Raw genomic sequence first — 14893 nt, 5'->3', positions numbered from 1 at the left:
GGGCAGGGGGAAAGGTAAAAACCTTGCCCCTTGTGGGCAAAAGCCCCTTGCTCCTTTTCTCCCTTGGTTGAAGCCCCACCCCTTGTGGGTGGTTTTTCTCCCCTGCTCCCCTGCTTTTTTCACTTTCCCTACTCAGGTTTACTACTATTTCACCAATGCGATCGCACCGCAAGCTAGACGGCCACCACCAGCTTCATCTGCTGTACCTCCAGCCTTTCTTTGATCCATGAGTTTATGGATAATAATGGCACTACCATCGGCATCAAATAGACTTACTGGGCCTTCCGAAAGTGTCACACTGCTAACAAATACTTCTAAACGACCTTGACCTATGGGATTAATTTTAATATTTGGTAACTCACCTAGATGATAAGGATGGTTCTTTTCCACAGGAGTTGATGAACCAGAGGGGCCAGGGTCGAAATGTCCACCAGCAGAACTAAAAGGTCTTTCTGTACCTTCTTGACAAGCACCTTTTTCATGGATATGAACACCATGAAGTCCCGGTGTCAAGATTTTCGGATCACCCTTTAGTTCCACAGCTAACCAAACAAAACCTTTTTCGGTTTGTATTGCTTTGACAGTACCCTCAATACCAGGGCCATTAATTTGAGCTTGAGCTTTTAATTGTGGACTAGAACCTTGAGCCGGAGAACTGCAAGCTGTTAGTAGTAGTAGACATGCAGCAACGATGTAAGAGATAAATTTCATAATTCAATTCTCGAAACTCAATCAACACTAATTTTGTTATTCAATATAATTGCAGATTGCACAAGCCAATTAACTACAAAAGTGAGCAAAAATGAGGGAACGTTTAGGTAAATGGATACAAGACTTTCAAGAGTGGATTATTTTCGCTCTGATCTTTGTGTTTTCAATAGTAGTAATTCGGTTTCTTGAGGATAAACCTCCATTTAAAAGTCTTGTAGGATCATTAGTTAGTTCTGAGTTTATCGGCACTCTTCAAGACATAAGTATTTTGGCTGCGGTAATTCTTTATTTCCGAGAAACGCCTTCCCGAAAAAAACAAGAACATTATGAAGCCTGGCGTGTAATTAACTCCTCTTACGGACAACGAGCCAGTGGAGGTAGACTTCAAGCATTACAAGACTTGAATAACGATGGTGTCAGCTTGGCCGGACTCACAGCCGATAAAGCCTATTTAGCTGGCATTAAATTAAAAGGAGCCGATTTGAGAGATGCTAATCTCCAAGGTACTAATCTGAAAAATGCTTGTTTGCAGGACATTGATTTACGCAATGCTAATCTTCAGCAAGCTGACTTGAGATATGCCAACCTTGAAGGAGCAAATTTAAGAAATGCCAATTTCCAAGGACAAAGTACTAATCTCAGCTATACAAATTTTCAAAATGCTTACTTGAGTCATGCCAATTTTCAGTCAGCTTACCTTTGGAGTGCTAATCTTCAAGGTGCTGATTTAAGTTATGCCAATCTTCAAGAAGCTGACCTCAGTTATGCCAATCTTCAAGGTGCTAATCTCAAATATGCCAATCTTCAAGGTGCTGACCTCAGTCCGACTAATCTTGAAAAAGCTAACTTTCAAGGTGCAGATTTACAAAATACGGATCTCAGAGATGCCCAAAACTTGAATCCAGAGCAAGTTAAACTAGCGAGGAATTGGGAACATGCCAGATATGACGAGGCTTTGCGGATGCAGCTAGGGATCAGTTCATTTAGCCCAGAAGTTGAACCCATTCAGCCAGAAAACCCTGGTGATAACGACAACTCGTTCGATACCCAGCAGTCCCAAATCACTGAAGATTTTTAAAGATGCTGAATTGTGTAATTAAGCATCAACTACGACTCTTCCTACAGGATAAGCAACACAAGTTAAGATATAGCCTTCTTTAATTTCACTTTCTTCTAGGGCTTCTGGATCGTAGCCTTCCATCTTGACATCTCCTTCTAACTTACGTTTTTTGCAAGTTCCACAAACCCCAGAACGGCAACTACTGCGAATTTTTACCCCTTCTTGATCAGCCACATCAAGGATGCTTTCTTCACCATCACAAGATACTTCTTTGCTGGATTTGGAAAAGACTAGCAGTGTTTGGCTAGAAGATGCGGGGGCTGAAGAGACTGGAGTTGGTGTAGCTGTTGGGGTTGTAGCAGTACGAGCCACTACATCCTGAACTGGCGCTGTTTCTGTGGACATGTTGCCCAGCATCCCGCGTAAGCCTAAATTACCTGAACTACTAGCTGCAACTTCTACCTTCGGTGTAGCAGCAGGCGCTTCGGCTTTTTTAGCTTTTTTCCGAGGTGGGCCAAAGCTTTCCTCGTAGTAGTTTTGCATCGGGAAGTCGATGCTTTCGAGCAAGTCATTGACCGATTCCATAAATGGGTTCGGCCCACACACATAAACTGTGCGTTCTCGATAGTCTGGTGCAATCAGTTTTAACATTGCTGGATCGAGTCTGCCAGTGAAACTCATCCAACTTTGACCTGGTTCACGACGAGTGATGCTAACTGCCAAATTAAAGCTGGGATGATTCGCTGCCATCCAGTCTAGTTCCTGTCGGTAAATTATATCTCTAGGACTACGGGCGCAGTGGAAAAAGACGATATCAACGTTAGAGGCGGTGTCATACAACCAGCGGGACATAGACATCATCGGTGTGATCCCACTACCAGCAGAGATCAGTAACAGTTTTTGGGAGGGATTAGCAAAGCAGGTAAATTTACCCAATGGCCCACTAAGCTTAATTGTGCTGCCGACCTTTACGTTATCGTGTAACCAATTAGAAACTAACCCAGGTGGCACATTTGAGTCAGAGTTAGAGGGTGCGGGGACACGTTTAACGGTAATTTCTAGGGTATGGGGACGGGAGGGAGTGGATGAGATGGAGTAGGAGCGCAGCACCTGTTCACCGTTGATTTCTAGGTCAAGGGTGATAAACTGACCGGGTTTGTAGGTGAAGAGCATTGGTGGGTCTGTCACAAAGCGAAAGGTTTTGACATCATGGGTTTCATCAATCACCTGGCTGCATTTGACGGTTAAATCACCCTTCATCCAACGTTGGATTTGACTTGGGTCTGCCGTCGCTACTGGCATATACTCTTGAGGATCTTTGGTCGCAACGGCAGGAGTTGTCAGTGGTGCTGGAGGTTGTTGTGGTGGTGCTGGGGCGATCGCCACTTCTTGTTGTACTGGTGGCTGTAGTGCCTGACCGTTGGTTGCAGAAATAACGTTGGTATTAACGTTAATATCCAGGTCTATCATAGTTGCTTCATTGCTTGATGCAATTCCTACAACCATCAAGAAAAACCGACCAAGCTGAATCATATCTCCCATTTTCAGGGAATAATCATGATTGATTTGAATCTGTTCAGCATTTAACCGCGAACCAGCCCGACTAGCCAAATCGGTGTAATAAAAATTACCGTTTTTCAGAGAAATTTTGCCATGCATTCGACTGATTTCGGCACTATCTAAAACCACATTACAGTTTGGATAGCGGCCGATGAGACACTCATGATTGAGCATGGCGTCTAAGTCGAGGTCTATTTCTTTGAGTTCGTTTGGCTGCTGTGGGTCAATGATTCTGAGTTTAAGCATATTAATTACCTAAATATGTCAATTTCGCTGTGTTTCTACTGTCAGGAATGAGACTGAAATTGTTTACATTTTATGTTGTAATCATCACCCTAAACTCAACAGAGGTAATGAGGAGTGACCAAAACTAGGGTGTAGGGTGTGGGGTGTAGAACTCTTTTTGTACAACCCACAAGGCGAGCCAATAGGGTTCAAGCCCCCACCAAATCTTTGATTTGGTGGTCTTTAATTAGCGAAAAGTTGCGTGGGCGGGTTTCCCACGCCAGTCGCTACAACGGAGGTTCCCTCCGCAACGCGCTGGCTCGACTTGAGCAAACCTTTCAAGACAGTGGAGGCTTGAACCCGCCACTAATTTCCCCGACACCCGACACCCAACCGACAACACTCTTCTTTTTGACGAAGAATAACACTGAGGGGAACGGCACAAGCCAATCTTATTCAGAGTTTGCACTTAACTTATTTAGTGCTATTCAACACTGATGCTTTTAACTGGGATAGCAATGCCATCCCAGTTAAAATACTAAATCTGAGTCACTGAATAAGCTTGTCCCATATTTGCTTGCAGGCGATTACTCAAAAGTTCCAAGATATTTCTGGCTAGTAAGGGGTCTTGTGCCAAAACTGCCTCAAAATTCTCGGCCTTGATTCTTAATGTCTTAGTCCTGCTACCAGAAGCTAGTACAGTTGCTGCGTAATTGGTGTGGTTTAATACTTCTAATTCACCAATAGTTTGTCCAGGTAAGATAATTCCTGAAATATCTTGATTAGCCATGCTTTGACTGACTCTGGCTTCACCATCGATTAACACTATCAGGTCTTGGGCTAGTGTACCCATGCGGCAAATTTCCTCTTCTGGACGGTAAACCCGTACATGGCTATTTTTCGCTAAATCAATTAACACATTTGCCTTCAAACCTGAGAAAAAGCTGCTCTTATACAGCCATAATAGTTTTTCTAGGGTTCCTAAAGCTTGAGCGATCGCATCTCCTTGCTGCGCTTGCATTTCCCACTGCACCAGAATCACTAAGTCGTCGCCACCGCTGAATCGGACAACATCACCCTGTTTGAGTTGGGTTTGCTGGTCAAGGATTTGTGTTTTGCCAATACGTATACCATTACTGCTACCCAAATCCTTGATGCTCACACCTTTTTCATCTAGGTAGAAGATAGCGTGCTGGCGAGAAACGCGGTTATCGGAAATCATGATGTCGTTACCAACTTCACGTCCCACGCGAATTGTTGCCTGTTGAAATACTCGTCGTTCCACACGACCCATGATTTTGATTTGAGCAATCATGGTTGGTACTGTGGCTGTATTTTGCTGCTGTCCTTGACCAATAATGCGTTCGGCTGTTTCGTGAACGAGCAGGTCTTTAATGGATTTTGTATCCAATAACTGACGAGCTTGCTGGAAGCCAAGACCTGGATTGATCTGATGTAGCGCATACAAACTGGCTGCTTGTACCAAGGGATCGATATCTTGCAATAGTTGCATTAAGACATCAATAATCACCTCAGAACGTAATGCTGGTTCTGGTATTTGGGTGGGCGCTACTATCGAACTCCAAGAGGAGTTGCTTGTTTGTAAAGCATTGCTAGTGGAATTGGTCATTGGAGCATCAATGCGAGTATCCGCAACTCCAAGATTTAATTCTGTGGCTACAACTGCCTGAGTTGCTAGGTCTTTTGCTTGGCGTAAGGAAGCGATGACTCTCATACTCAGACGAGACATCCATCTCGACTGCTGCTCATTAGACCGTAGAATATCCCCCAGAATGGTTGCTGCTAATATGCCTATGGAACGGGCAATATCGAGCGCTTCTGGGGTATCTCCTAAAATTTCCAGGATGCTGAGTAACTGGGTGACAACCAGTTTTTGCTTTTCTTGAACTGCTTGTCGCAGTAAAACATAAACTGGCTCGTGGGGGTTGGAGACTAAGTTTTGTAGTGCTTGATAGCGCACAGCTAAATCTTGCAGTTGAGATAGTAGGGTCTCAGCCGTTCGTAGTAGTGCGCCGTCTTGGTTAAACATTTCTGCCAAGACTTGTTCTTGTTCGTCAGATGTGATGGCATACTCTTGACGCAAGGACATGATTTGTTTTTGCTTGCGTTCAAAGGCATCTGATAAAGGAGTACCTGTTTCCACTAGTTCTTGGATGACTAACTCTAAGGCGCGGCGATAACCATCAATTCGTAGTTGGTTTTCGCGGCTGAGTTGCCTCTGGGGATCTAATAGATTAGGGTCTTCAACACCTAGTTCTGCAAGGACGGAGTAATGCTCTTCATCGCTGACGTTCAATTCTTTGCGGACATCTTTGAGAACTTCTAAGCTGTCGGCAGATTGAACGTTACCTTCTTGTAAGGATTCTTGCAATACACCTTTATATACGCGCAGTCTGTCGGCTCGGCTAAAACCAGGTAGGACTTTAGCTAGAACATACACTTCGTTGGGGAGCAGGTCTTGGAGCGATCGCCCGTCGAGAAATTTGCTCCAATCAACGGCTAGTTTGTTCAACTGACGACGCAAACTACTAGCCAAGCTTTCACGAGAGTAATTTTCTTTGCTGCGTCCTATACTTCTGTATAGCCACATGCTGCTGACTAAAACGACAACGCCGTTGATGACTAAAATCCCCCAGAAGGGAAACAAGCTGATGTTGGGGCGACCGCCAAACATGAAGAAGACGTTGAAGGAGACAAATGTACACAAGACAAAGCAAACGTGTAGAATGTCTTCTTCGCTGGCAACTTTGTTTCTCCGCTTGAGGAAGGCTCGATAGGCGTTTTCTAGGGTTTGACAAATAAAGTAGCTCAGACCGGCACACACAGCCAAGGTAATGGGCGAGGCGATGATTTTGGGAATGGCAATGGCTTGGCCAAAGATGTAGAAACCAGGGTTGAATAATGTGCTTAACTGTCCTTCTTCATGAGTCCAGGCTCCTGAGTAGTAGTAGTCCCAGTTGCCGGCGTATAAGAAGTAGTAGAAGTAGAACCCAAACATCAACCCAAAATATGTGTAGAACACTACTTTCTGGTCTGGTCTGGTAATTCCTTCCCAGTAGGAGCGCTCTGAGTCAATATCGATGCAAGGGGATTGACAGCTAACGCAAGCACTCTTTTCTTTGTCACTGGTGTCTACTGTCCGACACATCGATTGAGTTATACTTTGGGGTGGTTTGAGGTGAGCATCACTACCTAATAACCCTCTTGGCCCTGTGTACACCATTTGCACTGGAGCCATTGGGCAGAAGTATTGACACCAGCTTCTACCTTTGAATAGATAGCCCACACCGATAGAAGCGGCAATAGTGGATAGCAAAAATATCGCCATTGCGGTGCGATCGCTGTTCACAAACAGAATCCGGATGTTCAATCCCAGGTAGAACAGGAACATTTGCATGTATAGGTAATTGCGACCTAACCAAGATTCCTTTTCCACCCCGGCCAATTCATACCGAGTGCTACCTGTCTCTGGGTTAACGACTTTGCGCTTGCGTTGAATCCCTAGGGCGCGAGGAATTTGGGAGAAGAAATACAATGGACAAATCCGCCGCCAAAATTCATGCCCAAACAGCACCAGAACCATGATCCCGATGGGCAGTACCATTGCCCAAAAAATTCGCGCTCCCATCGGATAGGCTTGTTCTGGTAAACATACGTTCTGAACTTTTACACAAGCAATCGGGTCGAGATACTTCTCAGGATGGAGATGAAAGGGACTAGCAATATTGCTTGGGTCAGTTAACCAAACCGAAAGCGGATCGTAAAATAAAGAAAAAATTAATGTCAGCCAGCCGATAGCAAGTAGCCACCTGACGACGTGCATCTTTTTTTCTGAAACTTGACTAATCATTGTTTGCAGTTGCTATAACGTTAGAGATGTACTAAGTAATAGTGGATAAAATTCTCTGGACTCAGTAAAAGTTCATAGAAAAGCTCTCAGCCACTCCTGTTTTGTGTACTAACTGGTGAAAAGCTTGTCTGAGATACGAGGAAATCTAGCTGCACAAGCAACTTGATATTTGATTGCTTGTGGATCATGCAAATGGATTACATTTGGTTTGGTGGAGATGAATTTAGTTTACTATTATTACTCCCATTACACGTACGTATAATGTTATAAAGTTTTTCATGAAGTAAATTAAAAGTCTTTCTTATTCATCTTGTCGCTACGGTAAAGTTTATTAGCATAAATACTGATCCCAGATTTACCAGGATTGATTTACTGTATTGTGCAGCAAGGAACGAGAGGTTCTTGAGTGATTTCTTCTAATCCTCCAGAGCGTAATAAATCTTCCCAATCATTTTTAATCGTCATATCGTTAGGGCTAGATTTACGCAATTCACTCAGAATCGCTAAAGAATCTTGCCAAAACCCAGACAATGCGTAAATTGCAGCCTTTTCTTCCGGTTTTACTTTCTCTAACGCCGTCTTGAGTGTTGCATCAGGGGCGATCCGTTCAATTGAGCCAAAAACTACAAAGTCTAGCTGCCGCTCGCGGCGATCGCAAATTAGAGAAAAGTACCATTTATAAGTTTTGTCAACTTTTAAACTTGGCACAGTTGGTTTTACTGGCATGTTCAGGCTGACAATACCAGCTTTATTTGGTGTTGGCAAGGTAACTTCGTACACTATATTGTCTTGCTCATCTGACAAAACCAATTCCATGACTGGTGCAGATGTTTGCGGTACATAGAAGAAAAATGTTGGATTAGCCGCAGTTGTTCTTGTTGTTCTTGGCAAATCAAAGGCTGGTATAAGCGCTTTTAAACTTTTATTACCTTGAATACAAGCAGCACCAGTTTCGCTGGGACGATTTGCCGGCCCACGAGTTGCCCCTTGTATCTGCCGCATGGGTTTACCCAAGTTGCTGGGGATGTAGGTTACGTAGGTTTTACGTTCACTACCATTGCGGCGATCGCGCGATATATAAAGTTCGATATTTCTCACAGCTGCGGTAGCATAGCGATCGCGCGGTCTTTCCTGAAGTGCTTGTTTAAAATATTTCAAAGCGGCTGAATAATTCCGCTGACGGGTTGCACCATAACCCAACTGCATGTACTGGTTGTAGTTAGACTGAGATTGAGCTAAGTAGGAAGGCGCTGCTACTACTTGATTCGAGCTAACAGGTAAGAGAGAACCAAGTATTAAGGTTACACACACACATCTTGTTAGGAAAAACAGTTTCATAGTCAATCCCTTCACTTGGGCTTTACTGTATGTTCATACAACATAGATAAGTTAAATTTCGCAGATGTATGCAAAATTTTATCTTGTTTTTTTACAATACCAGTGTGATCCGTGAAATGCTGGGGTTGCTTGGGTAAGTTAATTCAGTGTCCCTCTGCTGCAAAAGCCTATAAGTGAAAAAAGCAGGGGAGCAGGGAGCAGGGAGCAGGGGAGAAAAACCACCCACAAGGGGTGGGGCTTCCCTACGGGACGCTACGCGAACAACCAAGGGAGAAAAGGAGCAAGGGGGCTTTTGCCCACAAGGGGCAAGGTTTTTACCTTTCCCTCTGCCCCCTGCCTCTAATAAACTATCTCATCAATAAACTACAGTTTTTAAGTTACTCAGTGTTACTTATCCATCTGTGGTGGTTGATTCTTCCGTAACGCTACTATAATCCAGTTGCCACTTGCTTGTATATATTTTTATTCTCAAGATTAGTAACAAATAAGTAAGATAGTTAACTTAACAAAAATTTAAGTTAAACAGTTGGGTTTATTTCCTTGACAAAATTATTGACTGTAACCTGTCCCCTATCTCCACCCATGAATTTAATTGTGTTCGACTACTTACTTCTGTAGAGAAATAGCGCTGCGAAGATTTAAGGTAAAATTTTAGGGTGGCTGAGAATCAGCAACTGAATTTGACCATCACTCTTGTTAACTGCCAACACCGGAGGGCGTTGATTTAGTTTTGCCTCTCGTGGCATTCCTGGGAAAAGGTAAACCCAGCTGTCATTTTCTATCAGTAAACGCCAAAGTAGTGGTTCTTTGAGATTTGTTGTATCGTTTACTTCTCGTCCGAAAATCTGCCTAAACTGCTCTACATCTCCGATAATGCGGAAACCTTTCAAAGGCGGATTAATCAATAAATCATCTAGGTTACGCCCCAAAGCCATTTTATCGTTAGGGCTAACTAAGGTAGCGATCGGTCTTGTAGAAGTTATGTTAACTGCATCACGGTAAGCATCAGCTTCACCTTGCCAGCGCCCCAACCAAAATAATGCAGCTAAAATCCACGCAACAGCAATAATTTCATGAGATAAAGGCAGAGATAAAAATTTTACAAAAGAACGCAAGAATTTCAACAGGAAAAAATTGCGTGTTTTTTTGTGTAATTTTCGTACAAATTTTGCTCTGACACAACTAATTAACCAGATAGTAAATTGAATTAATGCAATAGTAATTAATAAAACTAAACTAGCTCGTATAAATATCCAAAAATCGCCCAAAATTGCCTGAATAGGTACTATAAAAAATGATTCTATTGGGAATGTTAAAGAAGTTATTTGTAATTGAAAAAATCCAAAGTAAGCCCAGCGATATATCCAACCAAGAAAGTAAAGAAAAATGCCAAACACACTGAGCATACTAATAAAACTACCAAGAAAATTAGTGCTGCCTGAATTTTTAGGATTTGAGGACATGGCTAGTAATAAATGCCCTGAGCTTTAGTATTAACAAATTTACAAAAATTTCGGGTTAATTCTGTTATATATGAACAAAAAAATTATAAATAAGTTGTTTGTTCAAATTACAAACGGTTTCATTTATTTAAACTACAATCTTTGGTAAGGGAATCAGAACTTGCACGTTTAAAGAATATAGCAATCCTAAAGTATTCATGAACACAAAGATCCCCGACTTCTTTAAGAAGTCGGGGATCTAAGCAAGGATGATTTTCAGCTTCCTAGTAATAATTACACAATATTGATCGAGGTTTATTTGCAAATATGAAGATTGGAACTACTGCACTAAGCTTGGTATTACTAATTGCTTTAGCAGGAACACTAGAAAATGCTAAGGCATTAACACCTATTATTGAAATAGCTCAAACTTCAACCGTAGCAACTAAAAATATAATTAATTTAGTCTTGTTTCAGTATGTGGATGTAGTTCTAAAAAATAGAATTTCTTATACGGGAACACTAACAGTATTTGATTCAAGAAAACAAACAATAGAGATTTCTCGTAATAGCGATTCTCGTTCACTGCCAATTAACCAGATTCAGCAAATAACTTTTAGACCATATATTACAAATTTCTGTAAAGAGCAGAAATGCTCACCACCACCTCCAGTCATGCGAGGCTCAAAAATAACCTTGTCAGGTATTCCATTAGATGCGTTTGTATTACTTGATGCCAAAAAAGGACAAGCTAGTGTAGACATAACAAAAATTGTGAATGAAACAAAAGAAAATCCTATTCCTCCCCAAGAACCTGATGAAATTTTGTATGTAGAGAAGATTCAGTTTGAATCTACGGGAAAGATGACAATTAAGGTAATGCTTACTAACCATAAATTTGATAGTGGTGAGTAATACTAAACTCGCTACAATTGGGATGCGGTAGGAAGGCATTGTGAGAGTATGAGATTGATTTCTGAACCACCAATTCCTGTGAAAATTCAAAAAATGAAGGAACGGGTACGGTGGAGACATCCCGATATTATGCAGCGAAGCATCGATCAAACCAGCATGGTCATCGATGATGGTAGGGATGAAACTCCAGAATTTTCATTTTTGGTTATTGGTGATAGTGGTACAAAATCTCATTACGGACATCATCCCCAGAGAGAAGTAGCTGAATTAATGCTGGCTCACAAGGATGATTGCCGATTTGTGCTGCATACTGGTGATGTTATTTATGTAGTGGGTTCCCAAGAGTATTACCCAACAAATTTTATTGAACCTTACCGTGAGTTTTTAGTGGGTGGCGAGAACCCCAAGAATATTACTTACGATCGCATGATTTTTAACTTACCGTTTCTACCCGTTCTTGGCAATCATGATTATTACGATGTGCCTTTTGCCTATCGCTGGTTAACAGGTAGTACATTGCGGCTACGGCGGATGCTGCGTTATAAGGACTTTGAAATTGGCTGGCATGGTTCTAATCAAGGAGATGCCTATGCAAAAGCCTTTCTGGATTATCTCGTAGGGATGAGTTCCCCAGAAGAGTTACATCGTCATTTAGATCAACATTACACCGGGAAAACTGATGCAGGCCGTTGTTTGCGTTACGTACCAGGAGAATTTACCCGTATACCCAATCGCTATTACACTTTTCGGTATGGTGGTATAGATTTTTTCGCTCTAGATTCCAATACTTTTAATACGCCATCGCCTTTACCGACAACCCAAGCCGGAGAAATTTACCGTCAAGAATTGCAAAAGCGCCGCCAGGAGATAGACAAAGAAGAAGAACAAATTTTGGCAATAAGCGATCGCCTAAATCTTGACAACCCTGCTGATGCGGAACAACTTGATGATCTCAGTGCCAAATTAGACCAAATTAACGAAGTCAAAATCGACATTGAGAAACAATTGGCATCCCACCAATCGCTAACAATTGATTTTGAACAACTAGAATGGTTACGCGACAGATTAATTGAATCTTGGCATACTTCAGAAGTCCGCGGACGAATCCTCTTTTTTCACCATCCCCCCTACGTCACCGAAGCAACAAAGTGGAGTCAAGCACAAACTTTGGCGGTGCGTCATCGCCTACGTTGGGTATTGCAACAGGTAAAGGAAAATCTTGGTTCTCTGACACAAAACCGTCCCATCATTGATTTAATTTTCAACGGCCACGCCCACTGTTTAGAATATCTCCGCACAGTAGATACAGGATATGCTGATTCTCATATCCCTTGTATTATCTCTGGTGGCAGTGGCCGCCGTCCTCGCCGTCAGCGCCAAGAAGGAACGGAATTGATGGAGACTTTCACCGAACTTCCCGACAGTCCGACTCGCAATGTTGCAGATTCTCTGCTATACATCGGCAGGCACGGTTACGGTTATCAAACACGCTTACCTTATTCTTGTGTACGAGTTGATGTCTTGGATGGTCGTCCGCCTAAATTTATTGTCAGACCTTTAGTAGCAGAACGGGTAGAACAAAAGTGGTATAAACAAGAGTTAGAACCATTTATGTTGTGAATGGGGAGTTTGACTATCCAATTAAAAGCCGAAGATGCTGTTAAAGCAAGGTTGGTTTAGTAAAAATTGTGAGCAAGACAGGCCCTAATAAATAATGATGACTTACACACAAAAGACCAGATGAGGAACCTAACATTTCCCGTTGTTTGGGGCTGTAAAACCTGATACCCAGTGGAGAAATTGGTAGTTTTTCAGATTCTGTCTCTTTATTAAAGGTAAAATCGACTAGATAAAAGCATCCCCCAGGAGTAAGCACCCGCGCTACTTCACTCAGCACTTGTTGAGGTTCTAAATAATGTAAAAAGCTGATAGTGCTGAAAACAGCATCAAACTGAGCTTCGCCAAAGGGTAGAGACTCTGCTTTGCCCTCAATATAAATTAAACGTGGATGGTGATGGTTACTCAATCTAGCCACACGCAACATATTTGGCGATAAATCTAAACCTGTACCACGCAGATGAGGAAATTTCGTTGCTAGGCGTTCTAGCAAACGTCCAGTACCACAACCTAAATCTAGTACGTTGACTCGCTCTGGTAAATCAACGTACTCTAATAACCGTTGATGGATAGCTCGATAAAATACGGAAGGAAAAATCCAATCGTAGCTTGATGCCCAGTTGTTAAAGAGGCGCTTTTTGTTAGCGAAAAAGTTATCAGTCATTTGTGTTCCCACTTGCACAGCGGCGATATCTAGCCTAGCGTGCAGTACGGTAAGTGTGGAAACCAAAGGAATGATTCCGAAATCTAGAAACTAGAATTTGTATTTAAATATGTTCCTACAGAGAAAATATTATCTATGACTGTAGCAGCCACGAGCGATCGCTGCATCAAGTCAGAAAAGCAAACCCAAAATTATTTAGGTGAAAAACTATGGCATCCATAACTCTAGTTCATTTACACAAAGACCTCTTACACCCAGTTCGTGAGTGGTTGGAAAGCAGAGAAATTCATAACATCCAATTAGCTCATTTTTTGTGTAGAGTTATACCATCTCAATGTCCTTTTGAACGAGATGTGACTTTGTTTGGTCATAAACTGTTTCACATACCAGCGATGTGTAAACTCAATCCTCTTTACGAGCAATTAGTAAGTCTGCGTTTTCGAGCGCTGTGTTATCTTGCTGATGAATGTGATGAAGATGTAAATGTTTATTGCTAAACTTTGGAAGTCTCTGACAGCAGCTATCGGTAATTACAGACTTATGCTTGTTATCTGCTTCAATCTATACTAAGCTATTTTAGAATTAATTAGATATGTATCTAACGAGTTCTGAGTCTGTGTCAATTACTGCTTTACCTTGCTGAAATCATTAACATCATCAATATGACGCACATCTTACTAGTAGAAGATGAGGTCAAACTGGCGCGATTTATCGAATTGGAACTGAATTACGAAGGTTATCAAGTCAGTGTCGCCTACGATGGATTAACTGCGCTTACGGCTGCACGGGAGTTACATCCAGATTTAGTTATTTTAGATTGGATGCTACCTGGGTTATCAGGTTTAGAAATTTGCCGCCGCCTACGGAGTACTGGTGATAAAGTACCAGTAATATTATTAACTGCTAAAGATGAAGTTAGCGATCGCGTTGCCGGGTTGGATGCTGGTGCTGATGACTATGTAGTTAAACCTTTTAGCGTCGAAGAACTATTAGCCAGAGTCCGCGCCCATCTACGCCGCAATCAGGAAGCAGACGCGGCAGACATATTAGAATTTGAAGACCTCAGCTTAAATCGCCGCACTAGAGAAGTCTATCGAGGCGAGAGATTAATTGAATTAACTGCCAAAGAATTTGATTTACTCGATTATTTACTTTCCCATCCACGACAGGTAATTACACGCGATCGCATTTTAGAAGAAGTTTGGGGTTACGACTTCATGGGCGATTCCAACATTATCGAAGTTTATGTCCGCTACCTGCGCCTAAAACTCGAAATCAATCACGAAAAACGCCTAATTCAAACTGTGCGGGGTGTCGGCTATGTCCTGCGGGAGTGAATGAATTGTGAAGCATGAAGTGACACCCTGACACGCGATCTCAACCTGTCCTCTGTTACCTGTCACCTCTAGCCTCTAACCTCATTGCAAACAACCGTTAAACTTCATTGCAAAATAACAAGGTAATCCAAGCAACATGATAAGTTTTGATGA

12 protein-coding genes are annotated in these 14893 nt (G+C 42.2%); 6 read left to right on the top strand and 6 right to left on the bottom strand.

The features are described 5' to 3' along the window. Positions 1 to 144 precede the first annotated feature (144 nt). Positions 145 to 711: a superoxide dismutase family protein gene (locus IQ259_RS12365; RefSeq protein WP_193885056.1), complete on the bottom strand. Its 567-nt coding sequence runs from the start codon at positions 709 to 711 to the stop codon at positions 145 to 147. Between the two features lie 91 nt (positions 712 to 802). On the opposite strand from IQ259_RS12365, the gene IQ259_RS12360 reads away from it, so the two are divergent. Next, entirely contained in the window at positions 803 to 1789 is a 987-nt protein-coding gene (locus tag IQ259_RS12360) for a pentapeptide repeat-containing protein (RefSeq protein WP_193885054.1), read from the top strand. 18 nt (positions 1790 to 1807) lie between these two features. On the opposite strand, the gene IQ259_RS12355 is transcribed toward IQ259_RS12360, so the two are convergent. Then, positions 1808 to 3577: an FAD-binding oxidoreductase gene (locus IQ259_RS12355; protein ID WP_193885052.1), complete on the bottom strand. Its 1770-nt coding sequence runs from the start codon at positions 3575 to 3577 to the stop codon at positions 1808 to 1810. A gap of 207 nt (positions 3578 to 3784) precedes the next feature. On the opposite strand from IQ259_RS12355, the gene IQ259_RS12350 reads away from it, so the two are divergent. After that, entirely contained in the window at positions 3785 to 4054 is a 270-nt protein-coding gene (locus IQ259_RS12350; RefSeq protein WP_193885050.1) for a hypothetical protein, read from the top strand. A gap of 40 nt (positions 4055 to 4094) precedes the next feature. On the opposite strand, the gene IQ259_RS12345 is transcribed toward IQ259_RS12350, so the two are convergent. From IQ259_RS12345 to IQ259_RS12335, 3 genes are all read right to left on the bottom strand, one after another. After that, the gene (locus tag IQ259_RS12345; protein WP_193885048.1) at positions 4095 to 7427 is read right to left on the bottom strand and encodes an FHA domain-containing protein; all 3333 of its coding nucleotides are present in this window, start codon (positions 7425 to 7427) and stop codon (positions 4095 to 4097) included. A 369-nt stretch (positions 7428 to 7796) separates the two neighbouring features. Further along, positions 7797 to 8765 (bottom strand): DUF928 domain-containing protein, encoded by a 969-nt coding sequence (locus tag IQ259_RS12340; protein WP_193885046.1) that lies wholly within the window; start codon positions 8763 to 8765, stop codon positions 7797 to 7799. Between the two features lie 638 nt (positions 8766 to 9403). After that, the gene (locus IQ259_RS12335) at positions 9404 to 10171 is read right to left on the bottom strand and encodes a hypothetical protein (RefSeq protein WP_228014499.1); all 768 of its coding nucleotides are present in this window, start codon (positions 10169 to 10171) and stop codon (positions 9404 to 9406) included. A gap of 363 nt (positions 10172 to 10534) precedes the next feature. Here IQ259_RS12335 and IQ259_RS12330 point away from each other — a divergent pair, with 363 nt between their 5' ends. Then, entirely contained in the window at positions 10535 to 11122 is a 588-nt protein-coding gene (locus IQ259_RS12330) for a hypothetical protein (RefSeq protein ID WP_193885041.1), read from the top strand. 48 nt (positions 11123 to 11170) lie between these two features. Continuing rightward, positions 11171 to 12742, top strand: coding sequence for a metallophosphoesterase (locus tag IQ259_RS12325; protein WP_193885039.1), 1572 nt, complete (start codon positions 11171 to 11173; stop codon positions 12740 to 12742). A gap of 40 nt (positions 12743 to 12782) precedes the next feature. Here the strand turns inward: IQ259_RS12325 and IQ259_RS12320 are convergent, their stop codons facing one another. Next, the gene (locus IQ259_RS12320; protein ID WP_193885066.1) at positions 12783 to 13403 is read right to left on the bottom strand and encodes a class I SAM-dependent methyltransferase; all 621 of its coding nucleotides are present in this window, start codon (positions 13401 to 13403) and stop codon (positions 12783 to 12785) included. Positions 13404 to 13612: 209 nt separating this feature from the next. Between IQ259_RS12320 and IQ259_RS12315 the strand changes: the two genes are divergently transcribed. Beyond that, entirely contained in the window at positions 13613 to 13900 is a 288-nt protein-coding gene (locus tag IQ259_RS12315) for a Mo-dependent nitrogenase C-terminal domain-containing protein (protein WP_193885037.1), read from the top strand. 165 nt (positions 13901 to 14065) lie between these two features. Further along, positions 14066 to 14740: a response regulator transcription factor gene (locus tag IQ259_RS12310; protein WP_193885035.1), complete on the top strand. Its 675-nt coding sequence runs from the start codon at positions 14066 to 14068 to the stop codon at positions 14738 to 14740. Positions 14741 to 14893: the final 153 nt, after the last annotated feature.

Source organism: Fortiea sp. LEGE XX443 (assembly GCF_015206815.1).
In the GTDB taxonomy this organism is placed as follows: domain Bacteria; phylum Cyanobacteriota; class Cyanobacteriia; order Cyanobacteriales; family Nostocaceae; genus Nostoc_B.
The sequence above is the reverse complement of the archived record's forward strand: the minus strand, read 5'-3'. Positions and strand labels throughout refer to the sequence as shown.

What these genes read in the sequence shown, in the direction of transcription:
- IQ259_RS12365 (WP_193885056.1), bottom strand. Translation starts at nt 711, where the DNA reads ATGAAATTTATCTCTTACATCGTTGCTGCATGTCTACTACTACTAACA.
- IQ259_RS12360 (WP_193885054.1), top strand. Translation starts at nt 803, where the DNA reads ATGAGGGAACGTTTAGGTAAATGGATACAAGACTTTCAAGAGTGGATT.
- IQ259_RS12355 (WP_193885052.1), bottom strand. Translation starts at nt 3,577, where the DNA reads ATGCTTAAACTCAGAATCATTGACCCACAGCAGCCAAACGAACTCAAA.
- IQ259_RS12345 (WP_193885048.1), bottom strand. Translation starts at nt 7,427, where the DNA reads ATGATTAGTCAAGTTTCAGAAAAAAAGATGCACGTCGTCAGGTGGCTA.
- IQ259_RS12340 (WP_193885046.1), bottom strand. Translation starts at nt 8,765, where the DNA reads ATGAAACTGTTTTTCCTAACAAGATGTGTGTGTGTAACCTTAATACTT.
- IQ259_RS12335 (WP_228014499.1), bottom strand. Translation starts at nt 10,171, where the DNA reads ATGCTCAGTGTGTTTGGCATTTTTCTTTACTTTCTTGGTTGGATATAT.
- IQ259_RS12330 (WP_193885041.1), top strand. Translation starts at nt 10,535, where the DNA reads ATGAAGATTGGAACTACTGCACTAAGCTTGGTATTACTAATTGCTTTA.
- IQ259_RS12325 (WP_193885039.1), top strand. Translation starts at nt 11,171, where the DNA reads ATGAGATTGATTTCTGAACCACCAATTCCTGTGAAAATTCAAAAAATG.
- IQ259_RS12320 (WP_193885066.1), bottom strand. Translation starts at nt 13,403, where the DNA reads ATGACTGATAACTTTTTCGCTAACAAAAAGCGCCTCTTTAACAACTGG.
- IQ259_RS12315 (WP_193885037.1), top strand. Translation starts at nt 13,613, where the DNA reads ATGGCATCCATAACTCTAGTTCATTTACACAAAGACCTCTTACACCCA.
- IQ259_RS12310 (WP_193885035.1), top strand. Translation starts at nt 14,066, where the DNA reads ATGACGCACATCTTACTAGTAGAAGATGAGGTCAAACTGGCGCGATTT.